This window comes from Salinifilum aidingensis, from assembly GCF_054782015.1.
In genome coordinates, this window is record NZ_BAAGTH010000001.1 from 522588 (window position 1) to 543943 (window position 21356).

20 protein-coding genes are annotated in these 21356 nt (G+C 73.8%); 7 read left to right on the top strand and 13 right to left on the bottom strand.

Annotated elements, in window-relative coordinates; genetic code table 11:
* Nucleotides 1-9: 9 nt before the first annotated feature.
* The gene (locus tag ACYVJE_RS02450) at nt 10-3009 is read right to left on the bottom strand and encodes a sacsin N-terminal ATP-binding-like domain-containing protein (RefSeq protein ID WP_461143058.1); all 3000 of its coding nucleotides are present in this window, start codon (nt 3007-3009) and stop codon (nt 10-12) included.
* Complete coding sequence (locus tag ACYVJE_RS02455) at nt 3006-3845, bottom strand: DUF3027 domain-containing protein (protein WP_461143059.1); 840 nt, start codon at nt 3843-3845, stop codon at nt 3006-3008. The genes ACYVJE_RS02450 and ACYVJE_RS02455 overlap by 4 nt, the downstream gene beginning before the upstream one ends.
* A 270-nt stretch (nt 3846-4115) precedes the next feature.
* Here ACYVJE_RS02455 and ACYVJE_RS02460 point away from each other — a divergent pair, with 270 nt between their 5' ends.
* Both ACYVJE_RS02460 and ACYVJE_RS02465 read left to right on the top strand, forming a co-directional pair.
* Nucleotides 4116-4787, top strand: a complete 672-nt coding sequence (locus tag ACYVJE_RS02460; protein ID WP_459158155.1) for a glutaminyl-peptide cyclotransferase — start codon at nt 4116-4118, stop codon at nt 4785-4787.
* Between the two features lie 106 nt (nt 4788-4893).
* Nucleotides 4894-5367 carry a DUF2771 family protein gene (locus ACYVJE_RS02465; RefSeq protein WP_461143060.1) on the top strand — a complete coding sequence of 158 codons (474 nt, stop codon included), beginning with the start codon at nt 4894-4896 and terminating at the stop codon, nt 5365-5367.
* A gap of 191 nt (nt 5368-5558) precedes the next feature.
* Here the strand turns inward: ACYVJE_RS02465 and ACYVJE_RS02470 are convergent, their stop codons facing one another.
* A complete protein-coding gene (locus ACYVJE_RS02470) occupies nt 5559-5957 on the bottom strand; it encodes a cold-shock protein (protein ID WP_459158153.1) in 399 nt (132 codons plus the stop codon).
* Nucleotides 5958-6214: 257 nt separating this feature from the next.
* On the bottom strand, nt 6215-6886 hold the full coding sequence (locus ACYVJE_RS02475; RefSeq protein WP_461143061.1) for an HAD family hydrolase: 672 nt from the start codon (nt 6884-6886) through the stop codon (nt 6215-6217).
* Between the two features lie 155 nt (nt 6887-7041).
* On the opposite strand from ACYVJE_RS02475, the gene ACYVJE_RS02480 reads away from it, so the two are divergent.
* Both ACYVJE_RS02480 and ACYVJE_RS02485 read left to right on the top strand, forming a co-directional pair.
* A complete protein-coding gene (locus ACYVJE_RS02480) occupies nt 7042-8001 on the top strand; it encodes a R2-like ligand-binding oxidase (protein ID WP_461143062.1) in 960 nt (319 codons plus the stop codon).
* Between the two features lie 125 nt (nt 8002-8126).
* Entirely contained in the window at nt 8127-9284 is a 1158-nt protein-coding gene (locus ACYVJE_RS02485; RefSeq protein ID WP_461143157.1) for an IS30 family transposase, read from the top strand.
* A 141-nt stretch (nt 9285-9425) separates the two neighbouring features.
* Here the strand turns inward: ACYVJE_RS02485 and ACYVJE_RS02490 are convergent, their stop codons facing one another.
* From ACYVJE_RS02490 to ACYVJE_RS02520, 7 genes are all read right to left on the bottom strand, one after another.
* Entirely contained in the window at nt 9426-11075 is a 1650-nt protein-coding gene (locus ACYVJE_RS02490) for an AMP-binding protein (protein ID WP_461143063.1), read from the bottom strand.
* 185 nt (nt 11076-11260) lie between these two features.
* On the bottom strand, nt 11261-11653 hold the full coding sequence (locus tag ACYVJE_RS02495; RefSeq protein WP_461143064.1) for a YccF domain-containing protein: 393 nt from the start codon (nt 11651-11653) through the stop codon (nt 11261-11263).
* 30 nt (nt 11654-11683) lie between these two features.
* The gene (locus tag ACYVJE_RS02500) at nt 11684-12448 is read right to left on the bottom strand and encodes an HAD-IIA family hydrolase (protein WP_461143158.1); all 765 of its coding nucleotides are present in this window, start codon (nt 12446-12448) and stop codon (nt 11684-11686) included.
* A 22-nt stretch (nt 12449-12470) separates the two neighbouring features.
* Entirely contained in the window at nt 12471-13571 is a 1101-nt protein-coding gene (locus ACYVJE_RS02505) for a sulfate/molybdate ABC transporter ATP-binding protein (RefSeq protein WP_461143065.1), read from the bottom strand.
* The gene (locus tag ACYVJE_RS02510; protein ID WP_461143159.1) at nt 13568-14383 is read right to left on the bottom strand and encodes an ABC transporter permease; all 816 of its coding nucleotides are present in this window, start codon (nt 14381-14383) and stop codon (nt 13568-13570) included. Before ACYVJE_RS02510 ends, ACYVJE_RS02505 begins: the two co-directional genes overlap by 4 nt.
* 13 nt (nt 14384-14396) lie before the next feature.
* On the bottom strand, nt 14397-15179 hold the full coding sequence (gene modA / locus ACYVJE_RS02515) for a molybdate ABC transporter substrate-binding protein (protein ID WP_461143066.1): 783 nt from the start codon (nt 15177-15179) through the stop codon (nt 14397-14399).
* Entirely contained in the window at nt 15176-15568 is a 393-nt protein-coding gene (locus ACYVJE_RS02520; protein WP_459158146.1) for a TOBE domain-containing protein, read from the bottom strand. The genes modA and ACYVJE_RS02520 overlap by 4 nt, the downstream gene beginning before the upstream one ends.
* A 138-nt stretch (nt 15569-15706) precedes the next feature.
* Between ACYVJE_RS02520 and moaA the strand changes: the two genes are divergently transcribed.
* The 3 genes from moaA to ACYVJE_RS02535 all read left to right on the top strand — a co-directional run bounded on the left by moaA (nt 15707) and on the right by ACYVJE_RS02535 (nt 19334).
* Nucleotides 15707-16765 carry a GTP 3',8-cyclase MoaA gene (gene moaA / locus ACYVJE_RS02525; RefSeq protein WP_461143067.1) on the top strand — a complete coding sequence of 353 codons (1059 nt, stop codon included), beginning with the start codon at nt 15707-15709 and terminating at the stop codon, nt 16763-16765.
* A 4-nt stretch (nt 16766-16769) separates the two neighbouring features.
* Entirely contained in the window at nt 16770-17165 is a 396-nt protein-coding gene (locus ACYVJE_RS02530; RefSeq protein WP_461143068.1) for a MoaD/ThiS family protein, read from the top strand.
* A gap of 1545 nt (nt 17166-18710) precedes the next feature.
* Nucleotides 18711-19334 (top strand): transglycosylase family protein, encoded by a 624-nt coding sequence (locus tag ACYVJE_RS02535; RefSeq protein WP_461143069.1) that lies wholly within the window; start codon nt 18711-18713, stop codon nt 19332-19334.
* Between the two features lie 220 nt (nt 19335-19554).
* On the opposite strand, the gene ACYVJE_RS02540 is transcribed toward ACYVJE_RS02535, so the two are convergent.
* Both ACYVJE_RS02540 and moaC read right to left on the bottom strand, forming a co-directional pair.
* Complete coding sequence (locus tag ACYVJE_RS02540; RefSeq protein ID WP_461143070.1) at nt 19555-20574, bottom strand: molybdenum cofactor synthesis domain-containing protein; 1020 nt, start codon at nt 20572-20574, stop codon at nt 19555-19557.
* A gap of 150 nt (nt 20575-20724) precedes the next feature.
* The gene (moaC, locus tag ACYVJE_RS02545; protein WP_461143071.1) at nt 20725-21216 is read right to left on the bottom strand and encodes a cyclic pyranopterin monophosphate synthase MoaC; all 492 of its coding nucleotides are present in this window, start codon (nt 21214-21216) and stop codon (nt 20725-20727) included.
* Nucleotides 21217-21356: the final 140 nt, after the last annotated feature.

Genomic DNA, 21356 nt, shown 5'->3' on the forward strand with positions numbered 1-21356 from the left:
CCGCCGGGCTCACCGCAGCAGGGTGGGGGCTTCCGGATCGGCGAGCAGGGCGGCGAGGGCGAAGCGCTCGTGCCAGCACCCGGCGACCCAGCTCAACGCGCGGGCCAGCCCGTCGGCCGTCCGCTCCGCGTGCACCCGGTCGCGGTCGTCCACCCACCAGTGCACGCGCCAGTCCCGCTCGGAGCCGCGCACGGTCAACTTGTCGTGCAGCAGCACCTCCCCCTCCGGCACGGCCAGCCCGAGCAGCTCGCAAGCCGCCTCGACCCGCGCCACCTCGCGCCACACCTGCGGGGAGCCCTCGCCGACGACGGCGTGCCCGTCCTCCTCCGAGGCCAGCGGCAGGTCGAGCAGCTCCGCCAGCGCGTCCGCGTCGAAGCGGTCCGGGCTGCCGCCGGCCACCACCAGCGGGGGCTCCAGCACGCCCGTCATCCACGGCTCGTCGAGCACCACCGCCCGCTGCGCCGGCGCCGTCGCCCCGGACACCGAGCGCACCGCCTCCGGCGGGGTGAGCTCCTCCGGCTCGACCGCACCGCGCGCGACCGCGTCCGCCAGCGCCTGGTGCGCGCGCAGGCCCGTGCCCGCGCGCACGGTGCGCTCGGGGTCGCCGAGGCGCTGCAGCAGGTCCGCCGCATCGGCGGTGTCGACCACCCGCAGCCGGGTGCGCACCCCGGCCAGGCGCAGCTGCTCCGCGCTCAGCCCCACGTCCGGGACCGGGTCGTACAGCCCGGTCAGCTCGGTGGCCTCCGGCAGCCGCCAGAAGCGCGGCGCGCGCCCGCCGAGCACCGCGTAGCGCGCGATCCACCAGGCCGCGTGGTTGTTCGGCTCGCGCAGCGCGTGCGCGGTCTCCGGGGAGGAGGTGAGCAGGCGCAACGCACGCGGCCAGGCGTTCGCGGCGACCAGGTCCAGGTCGCGGATGCCGACGAACCGCGCCGGCGGCCACGTCTCCGCGCTGGCCGAGCACTGCCGCCACCACTCGCCGCTGTCGGGGAAGTCCTCGTCCGGTTCGGTCGGCTCCTCCTCGACGTGCACCGAGAACGTGTCCAGCACACCGATCGAGCGCAGCAGCTCCCGCGGCCACTCGGCGGCGACGTCCGCGTCGAGCACGCCCAGCGCCGCCTCCGGCCCGACCACGTCCGCGTCGAGCACCGGCAGCAGCTCCGCGTCCGGCAGCAGCAGCTCGTCCGCGCGGCGGAACTCGCCGTCCCGGTCGGGCAGGGCCAGCGCCCCCATCCACGGGCGCTCCCGCGCCAGCGAGGCCAGCCGCAGCACGGCCTGGGCCAGCGGTGCGGTGTCCACACCGGAGCGGGCGTCGGCGACGCTGCTCTCCACCGCGTCCACGAGCGCGGGCGCGTCGAGCAGTTCCGCCGAGTCCACGGAACTCGCGCCGAGGCGCGTCAGCAGCGGGTGCACCGCGTCGACGTGGGCGATCCGCAGCCCGGAGATGTCCAATTCGGACAGCAGTCGGGCGATCTCCGGATCGTCGTGGTCGGCCAGCAGCACGTCCCGCACGCCGCGCACGGTGCGCCCGTCGATGAGCGGCACCGGCAGCGAGGCGAGGTCCTCCCGCGCGTGCGGATCGGTGCGCTCCACCGGTTCGAGCGCGGCGTAGAGGCCGTACCACCAGGTGGGCTCGCGCTGCAGGTCGGACACGGCGGCGACGACGTCGCCCGCGGTCAGGCGCGGCACTTCGACGGCGTGCAGGGCGCGGCGGTGCCGCGCCTCGGAGAAGTCGGCGCGCAGCAGGCCGTCGAGCACGCCGCGCAGCGCCTCCACCAGCTCCTCGGAGGGCGTGTCCAGCACCTTCGCCCGGCAAGGCGCGACGGCGGCGCCGCCGGCGGTGACGAGCCAGTCGGTCACCCGCAACCGGTCCCACACCGCCTGCCGCAGCCGGTCATCCACATCGGACAGCGGGAAGTCGGGCAGCGGGACGAGCGCGGGGCGCTGCTCCGGGGCGAGCTTCCGCAGCAGCTCCGGGTAGCACTCGGCGGCGTGCGCGAGCACCGCGTTCGCCGCGGTGGAGCTGACCACGCGGCGCCGGTCCGCCTCCAGCGGCACGGAGGCCAGCAGCCGCGCGGGCAGCGACAGGCGCTCCTCGGTCGGAGTGGGCGCGTGCAGCACGTCGGTGGACAGCGGCAGCACCGCGCCGCCGTCGTCTACGGGAACGGCCCAGCACACGCGCCACCGCGCGGAGTGCCGCGCCTCCGCACCGAGCTCGGACACGGCGGACTCGGAGTGCGCACCGGACTCGCGGTGCACCAACCAGCGGTCGGCGCCCTCCGGCCCGTGCACCACGACGCCGTCGGCACCGACGTCCTCGCGGTGCCACACCCGCTCGCCGCAGCGGACCTCCCGCAGGGCGGGCAGCGCCAGCAGCAGGTCGGCGACCTGCTCGACCAGGGCCGCCCGCAGCTCCTCGACGTCCACATCGGACCGCAGGGGCAGGCGCACCTCGGTGGCGAACCCCTCGGGCGGGCGCTCGTCAGCGGGCCAGGCCAGCCGCAGCACCGGAACGGCGCCCTGCCTGCGCTGCAGCTCCTCGTCCGGGCCGGGCAGCCGCGCGGCCTCGGCCCGCGTGCGCTCGGCGGAGAACGCGACACCGCCCGTGGTGGAGACCACGGCGGGCTCGTCGGAGACCGACAGCACCGCGGCGAAACCCACGCCGAACCGGCCGATCTCGGTGCCGGTGCGCTTGGCCGAGGCGCGCAGCGAAGCGAGCGCTGCCACGCCGTCGGCCGTCAGCGGGACGCCGGTGTTGGCCACCCGCAGCAGGCCCTGCTCGAACTCGACGCGCAGCGCACCCGGGCGCTCCGCGGCGGCGGCCGCGTCGGCGGCGTTCTGCGCGAGCTCGACGAACAACCGCTCCCGGTACCCGCCGAGGCGCAGGTCCTCCTCGGCGTTGGCGTCCTCGCGGAAGCGCGTCGGGGAGGACTCCCAGGCCTCCAGCACGGCCCGCCGCAGACCGGCCGTGTCGAACGGGTCGGTCCCGTCGGCGGACCCGCCGGAGCTCACCCGTCCTCCGGGTCCCGCGATTCGAAGTCCAACGTGGTGTCGTCGTAGACGACCTCGGCCACCGGCACCGAGGAGGAGGTGTCCACCTCCGCCTCGGAGTGCGCCCCGCAGCCGTACTCCACGTGCACCACTTGCCCGTCGGCCGGTGCCGACCCGTTGGCGCAGACGCCGAAGGCCGCGCCCATCGAGCCGGCGAGCTTGACGAAGAACCCGCAGGTGGCGCAGGTCCCCGGCGCCAAGCGGGCCATCTCCGCCTCCGGGCCGCGCTCGCCCCGCCACCGCTCGGCGGCGAAGGTGCGGCCCTCGGGGCTGAGCACCCGGCTGCGGCCGAGGCCGACCTCGTCGATGAGGGCCTGCTCCTCCGGGTCCTCGCCGGCCAGGTAGCCCGGGGACAACCGCGGGTCGTCGTCCGGGGTCGGCAGCAGGTCGCCCGCGCCGAAGTCCTCCGGCCGCACCCGCTCGCTCCACGGCACCCAGTCCGGCGCGATCAGGGCGTCCGGGCCGGGCAGCAGGACGACCTCGCTGACGGTGACGGGTTCGCCGGGTCCGGCGCTCGCCACGGTCACGGCCCAACGCCAGCCCACGTAACCCGGGTAGTGCGCCTCGAAGTAGTGCGTGGCGGAGTGGGCGTCCTCGGTGCGCGCTCCGACGTGCTCGCCCACCGGGTTCGTCCCGTCCGCGGCCTGGGTCAGCACGGGGGACCGGATCGCGCCGTCCGCCGGGCGGGCCTCGTCGACGGCCGCCGCCCGGGCAACCTCGACCGCGGCGGTGAGCTCCGCGCTCGACTCCGGCTGCCCGCCGTCCGCGTTCGGGGTCACCGCATCTGGACTGGTCATCGGAGCAGGCATAGGGGTCACGGCACCGATTGTGCCCCATCGGCAGCGTTCCACCGCGTGCGTCCCCACCGTCCCGTGTGACGCGGCGGGCTCCTGTGCCAGGCTGCTGCCATGCGGTCGGCGCTCGTGCGAACCATGTTGCTGGCGTGCTGCCTGCTGCCCGCGGCGTGCACGACGCACGTACCACCGCAGGACGACAGCCACCGTGAGGACGAGCAAACCGATCAGGGCGTGCGGCACACGCAAAGCGTCCCACGCCTCCGAGCGGAAGTGACCGCCACGCTCCCGCACGACCGCTCCTCGTTCACCCAAGGTCTGGAACTCCACGACGGGACCCTCTACGAGAGCACCGGTACCTACGGCGGCTCCGCGCTGCGGGCGCTCGACCCGGCGACCGGGCGCGTGCGCTCCGAGAGGCGGTTGCCCGCGGACCTGTTCGGCGAGGGGATGACCGTCGTCGACGACCGTATCTGGCAGCTGACCTGGCAGGAAGAGGTCGCCCTCGTGCGCTCGGCCGACACCCTGGATGAGCTGCGACGGGTCCCTTACGACGGCGAGGGCTGGGGGCTGTGCTCCGACGGCCGCAGGCTCATCTCCAGCGACGGCAGCGCGCAGCTGGACTTTCACGATCCAGCGACGTACGAGCCGCGCGGGAGCGTGCGCGTGCACCTGGACGGGCGCGCGGTCACGCAGATCAACGAGCTGGAGTGCGTGGGCGACCAGGTGTGGGCCAACCTCTGGCACAGCGACCACCTCGTGCGCATCGACCCGGGCACCGGCGCCGTCACGGCCGTCGTCGACGCCACCGGCCTGCTCACGCGGGCCGAACGCGCCCGGGCCGACGTGCTCAACGGGATCGCGAAGGTCCCCGGCACCGACGAGTACCTGCTCACCGGCAAGAACTGGCCGCACCTGTTCCGGGTCCGGTTCGTGCCCGAGTAGTCCGCGCGGCGGCCGGCCCCCGGAACCTCCCGCGGACGGCCCGGCGGACGCGCCGCGCCGTCCCTGATCCGGACGGCCCGCGCCGCATAGCTTAGGCTCGACGACCGTGCATCGCGGATGGAAACCACTGCTGGCGACCGCCGTCGTCGTCCTGGCCGCCGGGTGCGGAGCACCCGGGAAGCCCGAGGTCACCTTCTACTCGCACGGCGAGTCGGTCCCTGCGGCGCCGACGCAGCACTGCGAGCCGCGGGGCGGGGACTGCTCCTCCGACCCGGAGGCGGCCGAGCAGCTGCGCGTCCCACCGGGCGAACCGGTGCAGATCTCCGTGCCCCAGGAGGTGGCGGAGGCGCCGTGGCAGGTCGCGTTCGTCTACCGCGGCACCGACGGCGCGGAGGTGGACCAGCGCTCCCCGGTGTTCGCCCCCGGTGAGCGGCACGCCTACACCCTGCGCCTCCCTCCCGGCGCGGCGCAGCTGGAGCACGTGGAGGTGCAGCGCTACTCCGCCGTCCTCGCCCCGGGAGCCGAGGGCGGCGTGAACTTCGTCATCGGCGGGGCCTGGGTGGTCGACGCCACCCGGTGAGCGCTCCGGCAGCACCGGCCGCTGCCCGGCCGGGCAGTGCTCGCCGGCGCCCGCGAGGCTTCCCGGCCGCCGGCGGGGGGACCGCCCGGCAGCCCCGCGAGTCCGGCAGCCCAGCGGGCCAGCAGCAGTCCAGCGGGCCGGGAACTCCAGCGAGCCCGGCAGCCCCAACGGGCGGGAGGCCCGCACCGGGGTCAGTCGGTGCCGCCCGGGTCGAGCTCCCGCGCCACGGCGCGGACGACCTCGCCGACGCGCTTGGCCGACTTCTTGTCCGGGTACTTGCCGCGCTGCAGGTCGGGCAGCACGCGGGCCTCGAGCAGCTTGATCATGTCCTCGACCATGCCGTGCAGCTCATCGGCGGGACGACGGCGCGCCTCCACCACCGACGGCGGCGGGTCCTGCAGCTCCACCCGCAGCGCCTGCGGGCCGCGGCGCCCCTGGGCCATGTCGAAGCTGACGCGCTGCCCGGTTTTGAGCGTGTCCACTCCGGACGGCAGCGCCGAGGTACGCACGTACACGTCCTCCCCGCCGTCCTGGGTCAGGAAGCCGAAGCCCTTGTCCGCGTCGAACCACTTGACCCTGCCGGTCGGCACTGTCCTCACCGTTCCCTGTCGCCTGCCCCCGGCCACGGCCCGGGCGCTCGAGTGTCGTCTTCCTGGTCTGCGCGCCGTGCCGGCCACCGCCGCGGCGACCCGCCCGGCACGAACGAAAGCGCCCCGTGACGCCGCTCGATACGGGCGCGCCGGGACGCGTCACTCCAAGCCTACCCCGCGACCGAGGCACCTCCCCAGCCTCACCGACCGGCCGATTGTCCCGCCCGGAACGCGGCGGGCCGCAGCGGCGCCGGCGGCTACCCGCCGCGCACCTCCTCACCCGCGGCAACGCCGCCGGCCTGGCCGGCCACCGAGGCCAGCCACGGCGCGAAGGCGGCGAGGTCGTCGAAGACCACGTCGGCGCCGCGCTCGGCGAGCTCCGCGGCGGAGTGCGGCCCGGTGGCCACGGCGACGGCCAGCGCACCGGCGGCCCGGGCGCCCTCGACGTCACCCGGGTGATCACCCACGTAGACGGCGGCGCCCTCCGCGCGCAGGACCTCGCCCTTGGCCGCGGCGAAGACGTCCCCGGCGAGCCGGTCGACCTCCCACCCCAGGTGGTCCAGGTGCCGCTGCGCGTTCGACGTCCACTTGCCGGTGACCACGAGCACGCGGCCGCCGAGCGCGCGCACCTGCGCCACGGCCGCGGCGGCGCCGGGCATCGGGTCGGTCACGGCGACGACGGTCTCCGGGTAGATCTCGCGGTAGTGCCGGGCCAGGTCGTCGACGAGCGCCTCGTCGACGCCGTGGTCGCGCAGCATCCGTTCGCTGGGCGGGCCGAGGTTGTCGGCGAAGTAGCGCCCGTCGAGGGGGACGCCGCGCTCCTCGCCCACCCGGTCGTAGGCGCGGCGGATGCCGCGGCGCGGGTCGATGAGCGTCATGTCGAGGTCGAAGCCGACGGTCGGGCGGGCGGGTATCGGGGCGGCGCGCACCCGACCGAGCCTAGTGAGTCCGCGGATCGGCCGGCGCAGTGGATCCGGCAGCACCGGCGCACCGCGACCACGACGGGGGCACCGATGTTGACGCGAAACTGATCCGTGCCGAAAATCGTTGCACACGTCACCCACGCACCGGGTTGGAGTCCGCCATGAGCGCCACGCACCCCGCGCACCGCGAAGGTTTCCACTCCCTGGCCGCCGGCGGGCTCAACTGGGACTCGCTGCCGCTGCGCCTGTTCGGCAAGGGCAACGCGAAGTTCTGGAACCCGGCCGACATCGACTTCAGCCAGGACGCCGAGGACCTGGCCGCGCTCACCGAGGAGGAGCGGCAGAGCGTGGCCGGGCTGTGCGCGCAGTTCATCGCCGGCGAGGAGGCCGTCACCCAGGACCTGCAGCCGTTCATGGCCGCGATGGCCGCCGAGGGCCGCTTCGGCGACGAGATGTACCTGAGCCAGTTCTGCTTCGAGGAGGCCAAGCACACGCAGGTCTTCCGGCTGTGGATGGACGCGGTCGGGCTGACCGAGGACCTGCACCCGCTCGTCGCGGAGAACCCCGGGTACCGCGCGATCTTCTACGAGGAGCTGCCGAAGGCGCTGCACGCCCTGCACCACGACCCGAGCCCGCGCAACCAGGTCCGCGCCTCGGTGACCTACAACCACGTGGTCGAGGGGACGCTGGCGCTGACCGGGTACTACTCGTGGAACAAGATCTGCCGCAGTCGCGGCATCCTGCCCGGGATGCAGGAGGTCATCCGCCGCATCGGGGATGACGAGCGCCGCCACATGGCCTGGGGGACGTTCACCTGCCGCCGGCACGTGGCCGCCGACGACGCGATGTGGGACCACATCCAGGAGGAGATGGACCGGCTGCTGCAGCACGCCGTCACCCAGATCCAGTGGCGGCCCGACGACGCCCCCGCCGAACCTCCGTTCGCCCTGGACAACGACGAGCTCGTCAACTACGCCTCCGACCGCGCCGGGCGCCGCCTCGGCGCGATCTCCAGCGCGCGCGGCATGCCGCTGGCACGCATCGACGTGGACGCCGCGCCGGAGCGGTTGGAGGAGCAGTTCGGCGCGGAGGACGCCGCCGAACTCGCCAAGCTGGACTAGCCGCCAAGCTGGACCAGCCGATGAGCGCTCCGGCGACGCGGGGCCGGCCGAGCTCCGCCTCGCGGCACGCCGCCAAGCACCGCCTGGTGAACTTTTCGCGTGGGGATTCAAAGGGTGGGTGCAACATTGCTGGGATGGCTACGAGTTTGTCGTCGATGCAGCAGCAGCTGGTGTGGTGGTGGCACCGTCGTGGGGCCACCGTGTCGGCGGTGGCCCGGCTGGTGGCGGTCTCCCGTGCGGTGGTGGAACGGTTCCTCAACGAGCATGGTGGGATCGCTCCACACCCGCGGCGGCGGCATCCGCAGGCGTTGACTCCTTCCGAGCGGGAAGACATTTTCGCCGGGCTGGCCGCGGGGTGGACGTATACCGCGATCGCGGCCGGGCTGGGCCGGTGGGTCTCGACGGTCTCGCGGGAGGTGGCCCGCAACGGCGGCCGCGAGCACTACCGGCCGGCCCAGGCCGAACAGGCCGCCGCCGCACGGGCACGACGCCCGAAGGCCTCGAAACTGGCCGACCAGCCGCAGTTGGCCGCCTGGATCACCGACCGGCTGCTCGACCGGTGGTCACCGCGGCAGATCGCGGCCCGGCTGCCGCAGGAGTTTCCCCATGATGCGGGCATGCGCCTCTCGCACGAAACGATCTATCGCAGCCTGTATGTGCAGTCCCGCGGCGAGTTCCGCCACGAGCTGACCCGGTATCTGCGGCAGCGCCACTCCCGCCGCCGGCCGCAGGGCCAGCCCGGCGAGACGCGGGGCCGACTGCCCGATGCGGTACCGCTGTCGGCCCGGCCGGCCGAGGCCGACGACCGCGCCGTACCCGGCCACTGGGAAGGCGATCTGATCCTCGGCCGCGGGGGTTCGGCGATTGCCACCCTGGTCGAGCGGCACTCCCGCTTCGTCCTGCTCACCGCCCTACCGCAGGGCAAAACCGCCGAGGCCGTCGCCGAGCAGCTGGCCAGCACCATCACCCGCCTGCCCAGCCAGCTGCGCCGCAGCCTCACCTGGGACCAAGGCAAGGAAATGGCCCAACACGCGTGGTTTTCCGTGGCCACCGGACTGCCCGTCTACTTCTGCCCACCGGGAACCCCATGGCTGCGCGGCAGCAACGAAAACACCAACCGCCTGCTGCGGGACTTCCTACCCAAAGGCACCGACCTGTCCACCCACAGCCAGGCCGACCTCGACACCATCGCCACCACACTCAACACCCGCCCCCGCTGGACCCTCAACTGGGCCACCCCCGCCGAAACCCTGCACCCCACCCTCGTTGCACCCACCCCATGAACCCGCCCGGGAAATGTCCAAACCCCAGGTCAGCCGTGCCCTTCCAGGGCGCGGTTCACGCGGAGGTGCCTTCTCGGCACGTTTTCCGGGAGGCCGGGGTCGCCCCCGAGCGCCGCGGGGGCCGGGAGCCTCCAGGTCGAGTCAATCCAGGCCGAGCAGCTTCTTGGCCTCCTCGCGCATCTCCACCTTGCGGATCTTGCCCGTGACGGTCATCGGGAACTCGTCGACCACGTGCACGTACTTCGGGATCTTGTAGTGCGCCAGGTGGCCGCTGCAGAACTCGCGCAGGCCCTGCGCCGTGAGCTCCTCCGCGCCCTCGCGCAGCCGCAGCCAGGCCATGAGCTCCTCGCCGTAGCGCTCGTCCGGCACGCCGACGACCTGCGCGTCCACGACGTCCGGGTGCGTGTGGAGGAACTCCTCGATCTCGCGGGGGTAGATGTTCTCCCCGCCGCGGATGACCATGTCCTTGATCCGGCCGGTGATGCCGACGTAGCCGTGCTCGTCCATCACCGCCAGATCGCCGGTGTGCATCCAACGCGCCGAGTCGATCACCTCGGCGGTGCGCTCCGGTTGCCGCCAGTAGCCCAGCATCACCGAGTACCCGCGCGTGCACAGCTCGCCCGCCGAACCGCGCGGCAGCGTGCGACCCGTCTCCGGGTCGACGACCTTGACCTCCAGGTGCGGGCCGACCCTGCCCACGGTGGACACGCGCCGGTCGACCGAGTCGTCGGGGCGGGTCTGCGTGGACACCGGCGAGGTCTCGGTCATGCCGTAGCAGATCGACACCTCGGACATGCCCATCCGGTCGATGACCTGCTTCATCACCTCCACCGGGCACGGCGAACCCGCCATGATGCCGGTGCGCAGCGAGCTCAGGTCGTACGAGTCGAAGTCCGGCAGGTCCAGCTCGGCGATGAACATCGTCGGCACCCCGTACAGCGACGTGCAGCGCTCCGCCTGCACCGCGGACAGGGCCGCGGCCGGTTCGAACGCCTCGCCCGGGATCACCATCGCCGCGCCGTGGCTCGTGCACGCCAGGTTGCCCATCACCATGCCGAAGCAGTGGTAGAAGGGCACCGGGATGCACACCCGGTCCTGCTCGGTGTAGCGGCACAGCTCGCCGACGAAGAAGCCGTTGTTGAGGATGTTGTGGTGCGACAGCGTCGCGCCCTTCGGGAAGCCCGTCGTGCCGGACGTGTACTGGATGTTGATCGGGTCGTCGGCCGACAGCTGCGCCTGCCGCCGACGCACCGCGTGCACGTCGGTACCCGCCGCCAGGCGTCCCCACTCCTCGGTGTCGAGGAACACCACCCGCTCCAGCTCCGCGCAGCGGTCGCGCACCTCGCCGAGCATGGCCGCGTAGTCGGAGCTCTTGAAGCTCCGCGCGGAGACCACCACGCGGATGCCCGCCTGCCCGAGCACGTACTCCAGCTCGTGCGTGCGGTAGGCGGGGTTGATGTTGACCAGGATCGCGCCGATCTTCGCGGTCGCGTACTGCACGAGCGTCCACTCGGCGCGGTTCGGCGCCCAGATGCCGACGCGGTCGCCGACCTCGATGCCCGCGTCGAGCAGCCCCGCCGCGAGCGCCTCCACGTCCGCGAGGAACTCCCGGTACGTCCAGCGCCGCCCGGTCGAGCGCTCGACCAGCGCGTCCCGCTCCGGGAACGACGCCACCGTCCGGTCCAGGTCGGCGCCGATCGTGTCCCCGAGCAGCGGCGTGTCCGACGTGCCGGACGCGTAGCTGGGCGGGCCCTGCTCGGCCGGCGCCGCTCCCGTTCGCGTGCTCTCCATCCCGACGCCCTCCCGACAAGACGTGAACCGGGCGTGTGCCGCGGCCCCGGCGGCCCGGCGCGGCACCACCGCACCTCGCCGACCCGCTCCGGGACCGATGCGGACATCCTGCACGCTGGCCGGGGCGGGCGAAAGAGGTGCGCGCGGCGCGGCGCGGGAGGACCGCGGCCGCCGGTCGGCGGAGCTCACCGGAACGAGTAGGGCGAGTCGCTGTCGACGATCCGCTTGCCCAGCGGCAGCAGCGACACCGGGACGAGCTTGAAGTTCGCGATCCCCAGCGGGATCCCGATGATCGTCACGCACATGAGGACACCGGTGGCGATGTGCCCGAGCGCCAACCACCACCCGGCGAGGACGAACCAGACGACGTTGCCCACGGCCGACATGGCCCCCGCGTCCGGGTCGTCGACCAGGCGCTTGCCGAAGGGCCACAGGGCGAACGCGGTCATCCGGAACGCCGCGATCCCCAGCGGGATCCCGATGATCGTCACGCACAGCAGGATCCCGGCCAGGCCGTACCCGAGGGCGAGCCACAGCCCGCCGAACACCAGCCAGATCAGGTTCAGCAGCAGACGCATCCCAGCGCCTCCTCTCACACGGCGAACGGGTCACGCGGCGAACGGGTCGTCGACGTGGTCGACGAGGTCGGCCACCGAGCCGAGCACCTTCGTCGGCCGGTACGGGAACTTCTCGGCGGTGCTCTCGTGGGAGAGCCCGGACAGCACGAGGATCGTCTGCAACCCCGATTCCAACCCGGAGCGCACGTCGGTGTCCATCCGGTCGCCGATCATGAGCGTGTGCTCCGAGTGCGCCCCCAGCGCCCGCAGCGCCGAGCGCATCATCAGCGGGTTGGGCTTGCCGATGTAGTACGGGCTGCGGCCGGTCACCCGCTCGATGAGCGCGGCCACCGCACCGGTCGCGGGCAGCGTGCCCTCCGGGCTGGGCCCCTTCTCGTCCGGGTTCGTGGCGATGAACCGGGCACCCCCCTCGACCTGGCGGATCGCGCGGGTGATCGCCTCGAAGCTGTAGGTGCGGGTCTCGCCGATGACGACGTAGTCCGGATCCCGGTCGGTGAGGATGTAGCCGATGTCGTGCAGCGCGGTGGTCAGCCCGGACTCGCCGACGACGTAGGCCGAACCGCCGGGGCGCTGCTTGTCGAGGAACTGCGCCGTGGCCAGCGCCGAGGTCCAGATCGCCTCCTCGGGGATGTCCAGACCGCCGCCGAGCAGGCGCGCCCGCAGGTCGCGCGGGGTGTAGATCGAGTTGTTCGTGAACACCATGAACGGGATGCCGCGCTCGCGCAGCGCGGTGAGGAAGCGCTCCGCCCCGGGCACCGGGTTCTGCTCGTGGACGAGCACGCCGTCCATGTCCATCAGGTAGGTCCATCGCGGTGTATCAGTCACGCCCGCATGATCCACCGGACACGGGGTGGATGGCCACTTCGGTCGCCTTGATCGCGAACCACACCCGCTCCTCCGGCACCAGCCCCAGCTCGGCCACCGCCGCCGGCGTGACGTCCGCGGCCAGGGCGCGCCCCTCGGCGCGCGCCCGCACCCGCACCACGTCGCCGCGCGGCTCCAGCGCCGCCACCCGCACCTGGACGGCGTTGCGCGGGCTGCCCTCCGGCCGGTGGCGGTGCACCGCCACCGCGCTGGGCGCGAACACGGCCACCGCCTGCTCGGCGGCACCGAGCGGTTCGCCGAGCTGGCCGCGCAGCGAGGTCGGTCCGAACTGCACGCCCGCGTGGCGCACCGGACCGGGCACGAGGTTCACCCCGGCCAGCCGCGCGGTGAACTCGTCGGTGGGCCGCGCCAGCACCTGCCGCGTGGGGCCCTGCTCGACGACGCGGCCGTCGACGAGCACGGCGATCCGATCGGCGAGCACCACCGCGTCCAGCACGTCGTGCGTGACGAGCACGCTCGGCTGCGCGCGCTGCCGCAGCACCCGGTGCAGCAGGGAGCGCATCGCGGGAGCGGCGTCCACGTCCAGCGCGGCCAGCGGCTCGTCCAGCAGCAGCAGGCCCGGTTCGGCCGCCAGCGCGCGGGCCAGGGCCACCCGCTGCGCCTGCCCGCCGGACAGCGCGGCCGGCCGGTGCCGCGCGAGATCGCCCGCGTCCACCTCGGACAGCCACGCGCGGGCCCGGTGGCGCGCCCGCGCCCGGCGCGCACCGCGGACGCGGGGGCCGAACGCCACGTTGTCCTCGGCGGTGAGGTGGGGGAACAGCAGCGGTTCCTGCGCCAGCAGCCCCACGCCGCGCCGGTGCGTGGGCAGGTTCCGGCCGCCTCCGGTGTCCACCCAGGTCCGCCCGTCCACGAGCACCGAACCCTCGTCGGGCGCCAGCAGGCCGGCGAGCACCGACAGCAGCGTCGACTTCCCCGCGCCGTTCGGCCCGAGCACGCCGAGCACCTCGTCCGCGGGCACCCGCAACCGGGTGCGCAGCTCGAAGGCCTCCCGGCTGACCCGGACGTCCGCGGACAGGCCGTCCCGCCCGCTCATGACCGCCCCGCGACCGACCGGGGACGTGCCACCACGATCACCACCAGAGCCACCACCACCAGCAGCAACGACATCGCCACGGCCGCGTCCACGTCCGTCTGCGCCTCGGTGTAGATCGCCAGCGGCAGGGTGCGGGTGCTGCCCTGCAGGCTGCCGGCGAACGTGATCGTCGCGCCGAACTCGCCCAGCGCGCGGGCGAACGTGAGCACCAGGCTCGACCCGAGGGCGGGCAGCAGCAGCGGCAGCGTCACCCGGTGGAACGCCGGCCACGGTCCCGCGCCGAGCGTGGCCGCGACCCGCTCGTACCGCCCACCCGCGGTGCGCAGGGCCCCTTCCAGCCCCACCACGAGGAACGGCATCGCCACGAACGTCTGCGCCAGCACCACGGCCGCCGTGCTGTACGGCAGCTGCACGCCCGCCGCGTCGAGCAGCCCGCCGAGCGGTCCGGTGCGCCCCAGCAGGTACAGCAGCGCGAGCCCGCCGACCACCGGCGGCAGCACCAGCGGCAGCAGCACCACCGCGCGCAGCACCCGCATCCCGCGCAGGCGCGAGCGCGCGAGCACCACGGCCAGCGGCACGCCGAGCACCACCGACAGCGCGGTGGACGCGGCGGCCGTGAGCAGCGACAGCCGCAGCGCGTCCACGGCCGACGCGGACAGCAGCAGCTCCGGCAGCTCGGCCGGGGACACGCGGGTGAGCAGCCCGGCCACGGGCAGCGCGATCAGCGCCAGCGCCAACGCGGCGGGCGGCCACAGCACGCCGGGGACGGACGCGGGGCCGCCGCGGGGCGTGCGCCGACCTGCGGCCGCGATCACCACCACCCCCTCACGGCGCGCCGAACCCGTGCTCGGTGAGCACCTCCCGGCCGCCGCGGCCGCGCACGAAGTCGAGGAACGCGGAGGCCAGCTGCGGCTGCGCGGCGCCCTCCAGCGCGGCGATCGGGTACTCGTTGAGCGCTCCCCGGGCCGCGGGGAAGTCGATCGCCCGCACGTCCTCGCCGGCGCTGCGCGCGTCGGTGACGTAGACCAGCCCGGCGTCGGCCGCTCCGCTCTGCACCTTGCGCAGCACCGACTTGACGTCGTTCTCCTCGCTGTCCGGCTGCAGCCGGGTGCCGGCGATCTCGGCGGCGCGCTGCGTCGCCGCACCGCACGGCACTTCGGGGGCGCAGGTGACGACCGCCGGGCCGGGGCGGGCGAGGTCGTCCAGCGAGGTGATCCCCGCCGGGTTGTCCTTCGGCACGGCGATGACCAGTCGGTTCGTCGCGAAGGTCGCGGGCTCGCCCGCGACCGAGCCGGTCCTGGCGACCTTGCCCATGTTCCCGCGGTCGGCGGAGGCGAACACGTCGGCCTGCCTGCCCTGGCGGATCTGCTCGGCCAACGTGGACGAACCCTGGTAATCGAACCGCACCCGCACCCCCGGGTGCTGCTGCTCGAACCGCTCGCCGAGCTCGTCGAACGAGTCGGTCAACGAGGCCGCGGCGAGCACGGTGAGCGTGCGCTCGCCCGAGTGCGCCGCGCATCCGCCGGCCAGCAGGCCCAGCACGGCCAGCAGGGCGGTGACCAGTGCACCGGTGCGCGCGGGCGGGCGGATCCCCTCCGATCGGTTCACGGCGTTTCCACCACCACGTTCGTGGACTTGACGACCGCGACCGCGCGCGCCCCGGGCACCAGCCCGAGCTCCTCGACGGCCTCGGTGCTCATCAGGGAGACCACCCGGTGCGGTCCGCACTGCATCTCGACTTGGGACATCACCGCGTCGGACCGCACCTCGGTGACGAGGCCGACCCACCGGTTGCGCGCCGAACGCCCCACGGCCGAGGGGTCGGGGGCGCTCCTGGCCTGCTCCCGCGCGAACGCGGCGAGCTCCGCGCCGTCGACCATCAGCCGACCGGCGGAATCGCGCTCGACGGCCAGATGACCGCCTTCGGCCCATCGGCGGACCGTGTCATCGCTGACCCCCAACAGCTCGGCGGCCTCTGCGATCCGGAATTGCGGCATGAACTCCGAGACTACTTCCGCATACGCGGAAAGAACAGGGGTTTTTCCACGCATCCGCGGATTGCTCCGAACGGCCGCGGGGAGTGCGGTCCGCTGAGCACGAGCTGATCCGGGCATTGCCAGCGGCGTTAGGCTCGAATGGTGAGCGTGAACTTGGGCATTCCGGCCGTGAACCAGGCGATCGACACCTCCGCGCGCCCGGACACCCCCTACCTCGTCGACCGGTTCGGCCGCGTCGCCACCGACCTGCGGGTGTCGCTGATCGACAAGTGCAACCTGCGGTGCACCTACTGCATGCCCGCCGAGGGGCTGCCGTGGATGAAGCGCTCGGAGATGCTCGACACCGACGAGATGATGCGCCTCATCCGCATCGCCGTGGAGCGGCTCGGCGTCGACACCGTCCGCTTCACCGGCGGGGAACCGCTGCTGCGCCAGGACCTCGTGGACATCATCACCGCCACCTCGGCGCTGCCCGGGCATCCCAAGACGGCCCTGACGACCAACGGGATCAACCTGGGCGCGCACGCCGAAGCGCTCGTGCGCGGCGGGCTCGACCGGGTCAACGTCTCCCTCGACACGCTCGACCGCGACGTGTTCAAACGGCTCACGCGCCGCGACCGCTTCGACGACGTGCTCGACGGTCTGCGCGCGGCCAAGCGCATGGGGCTCGAACCGGTGAAGGTCAACGCGGTGCTCATGCGCGGCATCAACGAGCACGAGACCTGCGACCTGCTGGAGTACTGCCTCGAGCACGGCTACGAGCTGCGCTTCATCGAGCAGATGCCGCTGGACGCCCAGCACGAGTGGGACCGCGACGCGATGGTCACCGCGGGCGAGATCCTGCAGCGCCTCGGCGAGCGATTCGCGCTCGCGCCCGACTCCGCCGAACGCGGCTCGGCCCCCGCGGAGCGCTGGCTCGTCGACGGCGGCCCCGGCACGGTCGGCGTGATCGGTTCGGTGACCCGCCCGTTCTGCTCCACCTGCGACCGCACGCGGCTGACCGCCGACGGGCAGCTGCGCTCGTGCCTGTTCTCCACCGAGGAGACGGACCTGCGGGCCGCGCTGCGCGGCGGCGCGGACGACGAGGAGATCATCCGGCTCTGGCAGCGGACGATGTGGGCGAAGAAGGCCGGGCACGGCGTCGACGAGCCGGGCTTCGCCCAGCCGGACCGGCCGATGAGCTCGATCGGAGGATGAGGCGTTGACGACCGCGGCGCAGCCGGAGGAAGCCCGACCGGAGGGGGCGCGTTCTGCTGGGCCCCGACCGGAGGGGGCCCAGCCGGAGGGATCCCTCCAGGACGGGGCCCTGCGGTCGTCGGCACCGCCCGCGGCGGAGACCACCACCGCGCGCGTGCGGTACTTCGCCGGAGCGCGCGCGGCAGCGGGCGGCGTGGCCGAGGAGGACGTCCCGATTCCCGCTGCGCGGGCCTGCGTGGCCGACGTGCTCTCCGCGATCGCCGAGCGCCACGGCAGCGAGCTGGAACGCGTCCTCGCGGCGTGCAGCTTCCTGCTCGACGAGGTGAGCACCCGCGACCGCGCGGCACCGGTGCCGGAGGGGTCCGTGCTGGACGTGCTGCCGCCGTTCGCCGGAGGCTGATCGCGGCTGCTGCGCTCCGGTGGCTGCCGGTGATCAGTCGCGACTCGGTGGTTCGGTGGCCGACCACGGCTGCGGATCGCGGTTGCTGATCGCGGCCGCAGCGGTCCGGGTTGGACGCGAGCGCTGCTCGCGGCCACGGGGGCTCGGCGGAGCCGATGACGGCTGGTCGCGATGCGCAGGAGCACGGCCGGCCACCGCGGTGTCCACACCCACGGGTCACAGTGTGCCTCTCGCGCGTGCGCGCGCGTGCGCGCGCGTGGGCGCGCGTGGGCTGTAGAGCGCCGCGGCGCATCGGCCTCGGCGCAGTCGGAGGCGCTCGTGCGAGCACGAGAGCGCTGCGGGCGCATCGGCCTCGCCGCAGCCGGAAGCGCGTGCGTGCTGCGAGCGGTGCGCACGCGCGGAGGTCCCGGGGCACCAGGCGCCCGACGCGTGTGCGTGGGCACGTGGTGCTCAGCGCGTGCGCGCTCGTGCGCGAGCGGATGCGCAGGGCCGTCCCGCGTCCACGGTGGGCACACGCGGCATCCGCACCCCGCACCCGCCCGACTCCTCTCTGGACTCGTTCCAGAGAGCGCAATTTTCATGAAAATTGGAATCCTTCCCCACCCGTTTACAGCACAAGTGCTCCCCACGCGATCGAGCGCGAAGCGAGGTGTATCGCGGTGGTCGCTCCGGTCGCCCGAGGGAGCGCGCGGTGCGGTCGGCAGCGCGGCAGCCCCGGCGGTGCGTTCTCCGGCGACGCAGTCCCGTGGCCCCCAGGCGACGCGGCCGCGGCAGCGCGGTCGGCCGCGTCTCCCCCAGTGGCGCGGCATCCCGGCGGCGCGGCCGCGGCAACACGGCACCCCAGCGGCGCGACACGCCTCGGCGTGTCGGGGAGTTCCGCATCGCGCCCGCAGAAGCAGGCGCCCCTCCACCCCTCTCCGGCGCGAACCGGCGCAACGCGGACCCGCAGGACGCGCACGTGTCCGCTCCACGCGAAACCCCCGCTGGTCCGGGCTCGCGAACGACACCATCGCCGAACACGCTGCGCACCAGGCGTGATCACGCATCGCGTCGAACGGCGAACCCGGGCGAGCGCGCCGAGCGGCAGCGGCGGAGCCGCGCCGAGCGAGCACGAGCGCGTGCGAGCCGAGGACGAATGACCGACACGCCCGGTAGCGCGGTGATGCACGCCTCACTGACGGTGATCGATATCGGTCCGGATACGAACGAGTAACAACCCTCTGAACTGCAGAAATTAGGCAATCGGAGAAGCATGATCCGTTGTTACTGTGACCAGCATCACATCAACAATCGTTTCCGATCTTGTTTTCAGTTACGTAGTGTCGCTCGCGGTCGGCCCCGAACCGATCAGCACAAGATCCGGGAAGCCCGCAGCGCCGAACCCTGTCCGGCGGGCTTCCTACCCCCGAAACACGGAACTGCGGACGGGGAACGGGACCCGCCGGGCCCCCGAAACCCGACGGACCCCCGAACGGCGAACCTCCGCGCCGGGTCCCCACCCGGTCGGACTCGCACGTGCCCGTCAGGCGCACGAGGAGAGAGGTCATGGCTCGCTACCGAGGCAAGCACCGAAAACCGTCCAACTCCAACCGCGCCGTCGCCCGCGTGGCGGTCGCCGGCGCCGTGGTCGCGACCCCGATGGCGATCGCCGCCCCGGCCAACGCGGCCGACTGGGACGCTCTGGCGCAGTGCGAGAGCAGCGGTGATTGGAGCGCCAACACCGGCAACGGCTACTACGGCGGACTCCAGTTCGACCCGACCACCTGGTCCGCCTACGGTGGCGGCGAGTACGCCGCCAACGCCCACCAGGCCACCCGCGAGCAGCAGATCGAGATCGCGGAGAAGGTCCTCTCGGCCCAGGGAGCGAACGCCTGGCCCGGTTGCACCGCCAAGATCTCCTGGACCAGCGGCACCACGGACTACTCGGCGGAGACGAGCACCGACTCCGAGTCCTCCGCGTCCTCCACCCAGTACCAGGCCGAGCAGACCACCGAATCCACCGGTGCGGCCGCCTCCGGTTCGGGCACGTACACCGTGCAGAACGGCGACACGCTCGGCGAGATCGGCACGAAGTTCGGCACGGACTTCCGGGAGATCTTCGAGCAGAACCGCGATGTGCTCGACGACCCGAACCTGATCTTCCCGGGACAGCAGCTGAGCATCAACTGACCTGGTCGGTCGGCCGCACCTCCCCCGACATGCGGCCGGCCGGCCGGCGCGGGGAACGCGCCGTTCACCCCCGACACGGCGCGTTCCCCGCACGAAGAACCGGGTCCCTGCCGCCCGCCCCCAGCGGCGGGGACCCTCTCCCAGCTGTCCCCGACCCCCTCCCCTCGACAGGGGCAGGAGGCCGGGGCAGCTGGGAACGCCAGAACGAGGGGTCCGCCGTCTACGGGCAGTTGACCCACTCCTCGGCTCCGTCGTCGAAAACCTGCCGCTTCCAGATCGGCAGCCGGCGCTTGACCTCGTCGACGAGCTCCGCCGCTGCCGCGAACGCCTCGGCGCGGTGCTCCCCCGCGACGGCGCAGCCCAGCGCCACATCGCCGATGCCGAGGACACCGACCCGGTGCTGCGCGGCCAGCGCCCGCACGCCCGGGAACCTCCCGGCCATCTCCGCGACCACCTCACCGATCACCGTCGAAGCGGTCGGATGGCCGACGTACTCGAGCTCGTGCACCGCGCGGCCGTCGTCGTGGTCGCGCACCACCCCGGAAAAAGCGACCACGGCCCCGGAAGCGGCACCTGCCACCGCGCGCTCCAACGCGGCCACGTCGACCGCTTCCTCGGTGACCTCCGCGCGGACCACCTGCGCCGGCCCGGCCGCCCGCTCCTCGGATGCCTGCCCGCACCCGGTGCGGCCGCGCTCGTGCGCACCGCTGCCGGAGCCCCCACCCCGCTCACCGGAACCGGCCTGCTCACCGGCACCGGCTTCGCGGGCGTGATCGCCGCCGGCGATCTGCTCCAGCGCGTGGTCGAGCACCCCGTCGAGCACCCCGAGCCCGTCCCGCACGCCGCCGCGCGAGCCGGGCAGGTTCACGATCAACGTCCGCCCGCTCACACCCGCCAGGCCGCGGGAGAGCACAGCGGTCGGCACGTGCGGCAGCCCCGCGGTGCGGAGGGCCTCGGCCAGCCCGGGCACCGCGCGGTCGAGCAGCTGCGCGGTCACCTCGGGCGTGCGGTCGTTCGGGTTGAGCCCGGTGCCGCCGGTGGTGACGACGAGATCGACCCCGCCGTCCACCGCGCTGCGCAGGGCCTGCCCGACCGGCTCGCCGTCGGGCACCACGAACGGCGCGGGCACGTCGAACCCGCGCTCGGACAGCCATTCCACGATCACCGGGCCCGTGGTGTCGGCGTAGGTCCCGGCAGCCGCCCGGTTCGAGGCGGCGATCACCCGCGCGGTCCTGGTCATGCGACCTCCAGCTCGTCCTCGTCGCCGCAACGCGTCATGGGTGCGGCTCGGCGCGTGTGCATTGTCGCCCGGAGCGGGGCGGCGCCGGAGGTTCCTCCCGACCACCCGCCCCAACGACCGATCCGAGGGCGCGCAGCCCCAGCGGAGCCCTTACTCGGCCGCGCGCTCCCACAGGCCGGTCTTGCCGCCCTCCTTGCGCTCCACGCGGACCGCGTCGAGCACGGCGGCGGGGTCCACGGCCTTGATCATGTCGTGCAGCGCCAGCCCCGCGCCCGTCACCGCGGTGAGCGCTTCCATCTCCACCCCGGTGCGGTCTGTCGTGCGCACCGTGGCGGTGATGGACACCTGCTGCTCGCCGGGGGCGAGCAGCACGTGCACCCCGGACAGCGCGATGGGGTGCGCCAGCGGCACGAGATCCGGGGTGCGCTTGGCGGCCATGATGCCGGCGATGCGGGCGGTGGCGAGCGCATCGCCCTTGGGCAGCCCGTCGCGCTGCAACAGGTCCACGACCTCCGCGGTCGTGCGGACCACTCCGGTGGCCACGGCGGTGCGGGCGCTCGCGTCCTTGGCGGAGACGTCGACCATGCGGGCCGCGCCGGTGCGGTCGAGGTGGGTCAGGTCGTCCTGCGTGTGCTGCGCCATGCGGCAAGCCTAGCCGCGGCGCCGCCCCGCGCTGAACCTGCGGCAGGCCAGCCCGGCCGGACCCGGCGCTGCCGGCCTGGCCTGCCCCGCTGCCGGGCGGACCAGGCGGCAGGGCCCGGTGGCAACGCCGCCGCAACAGC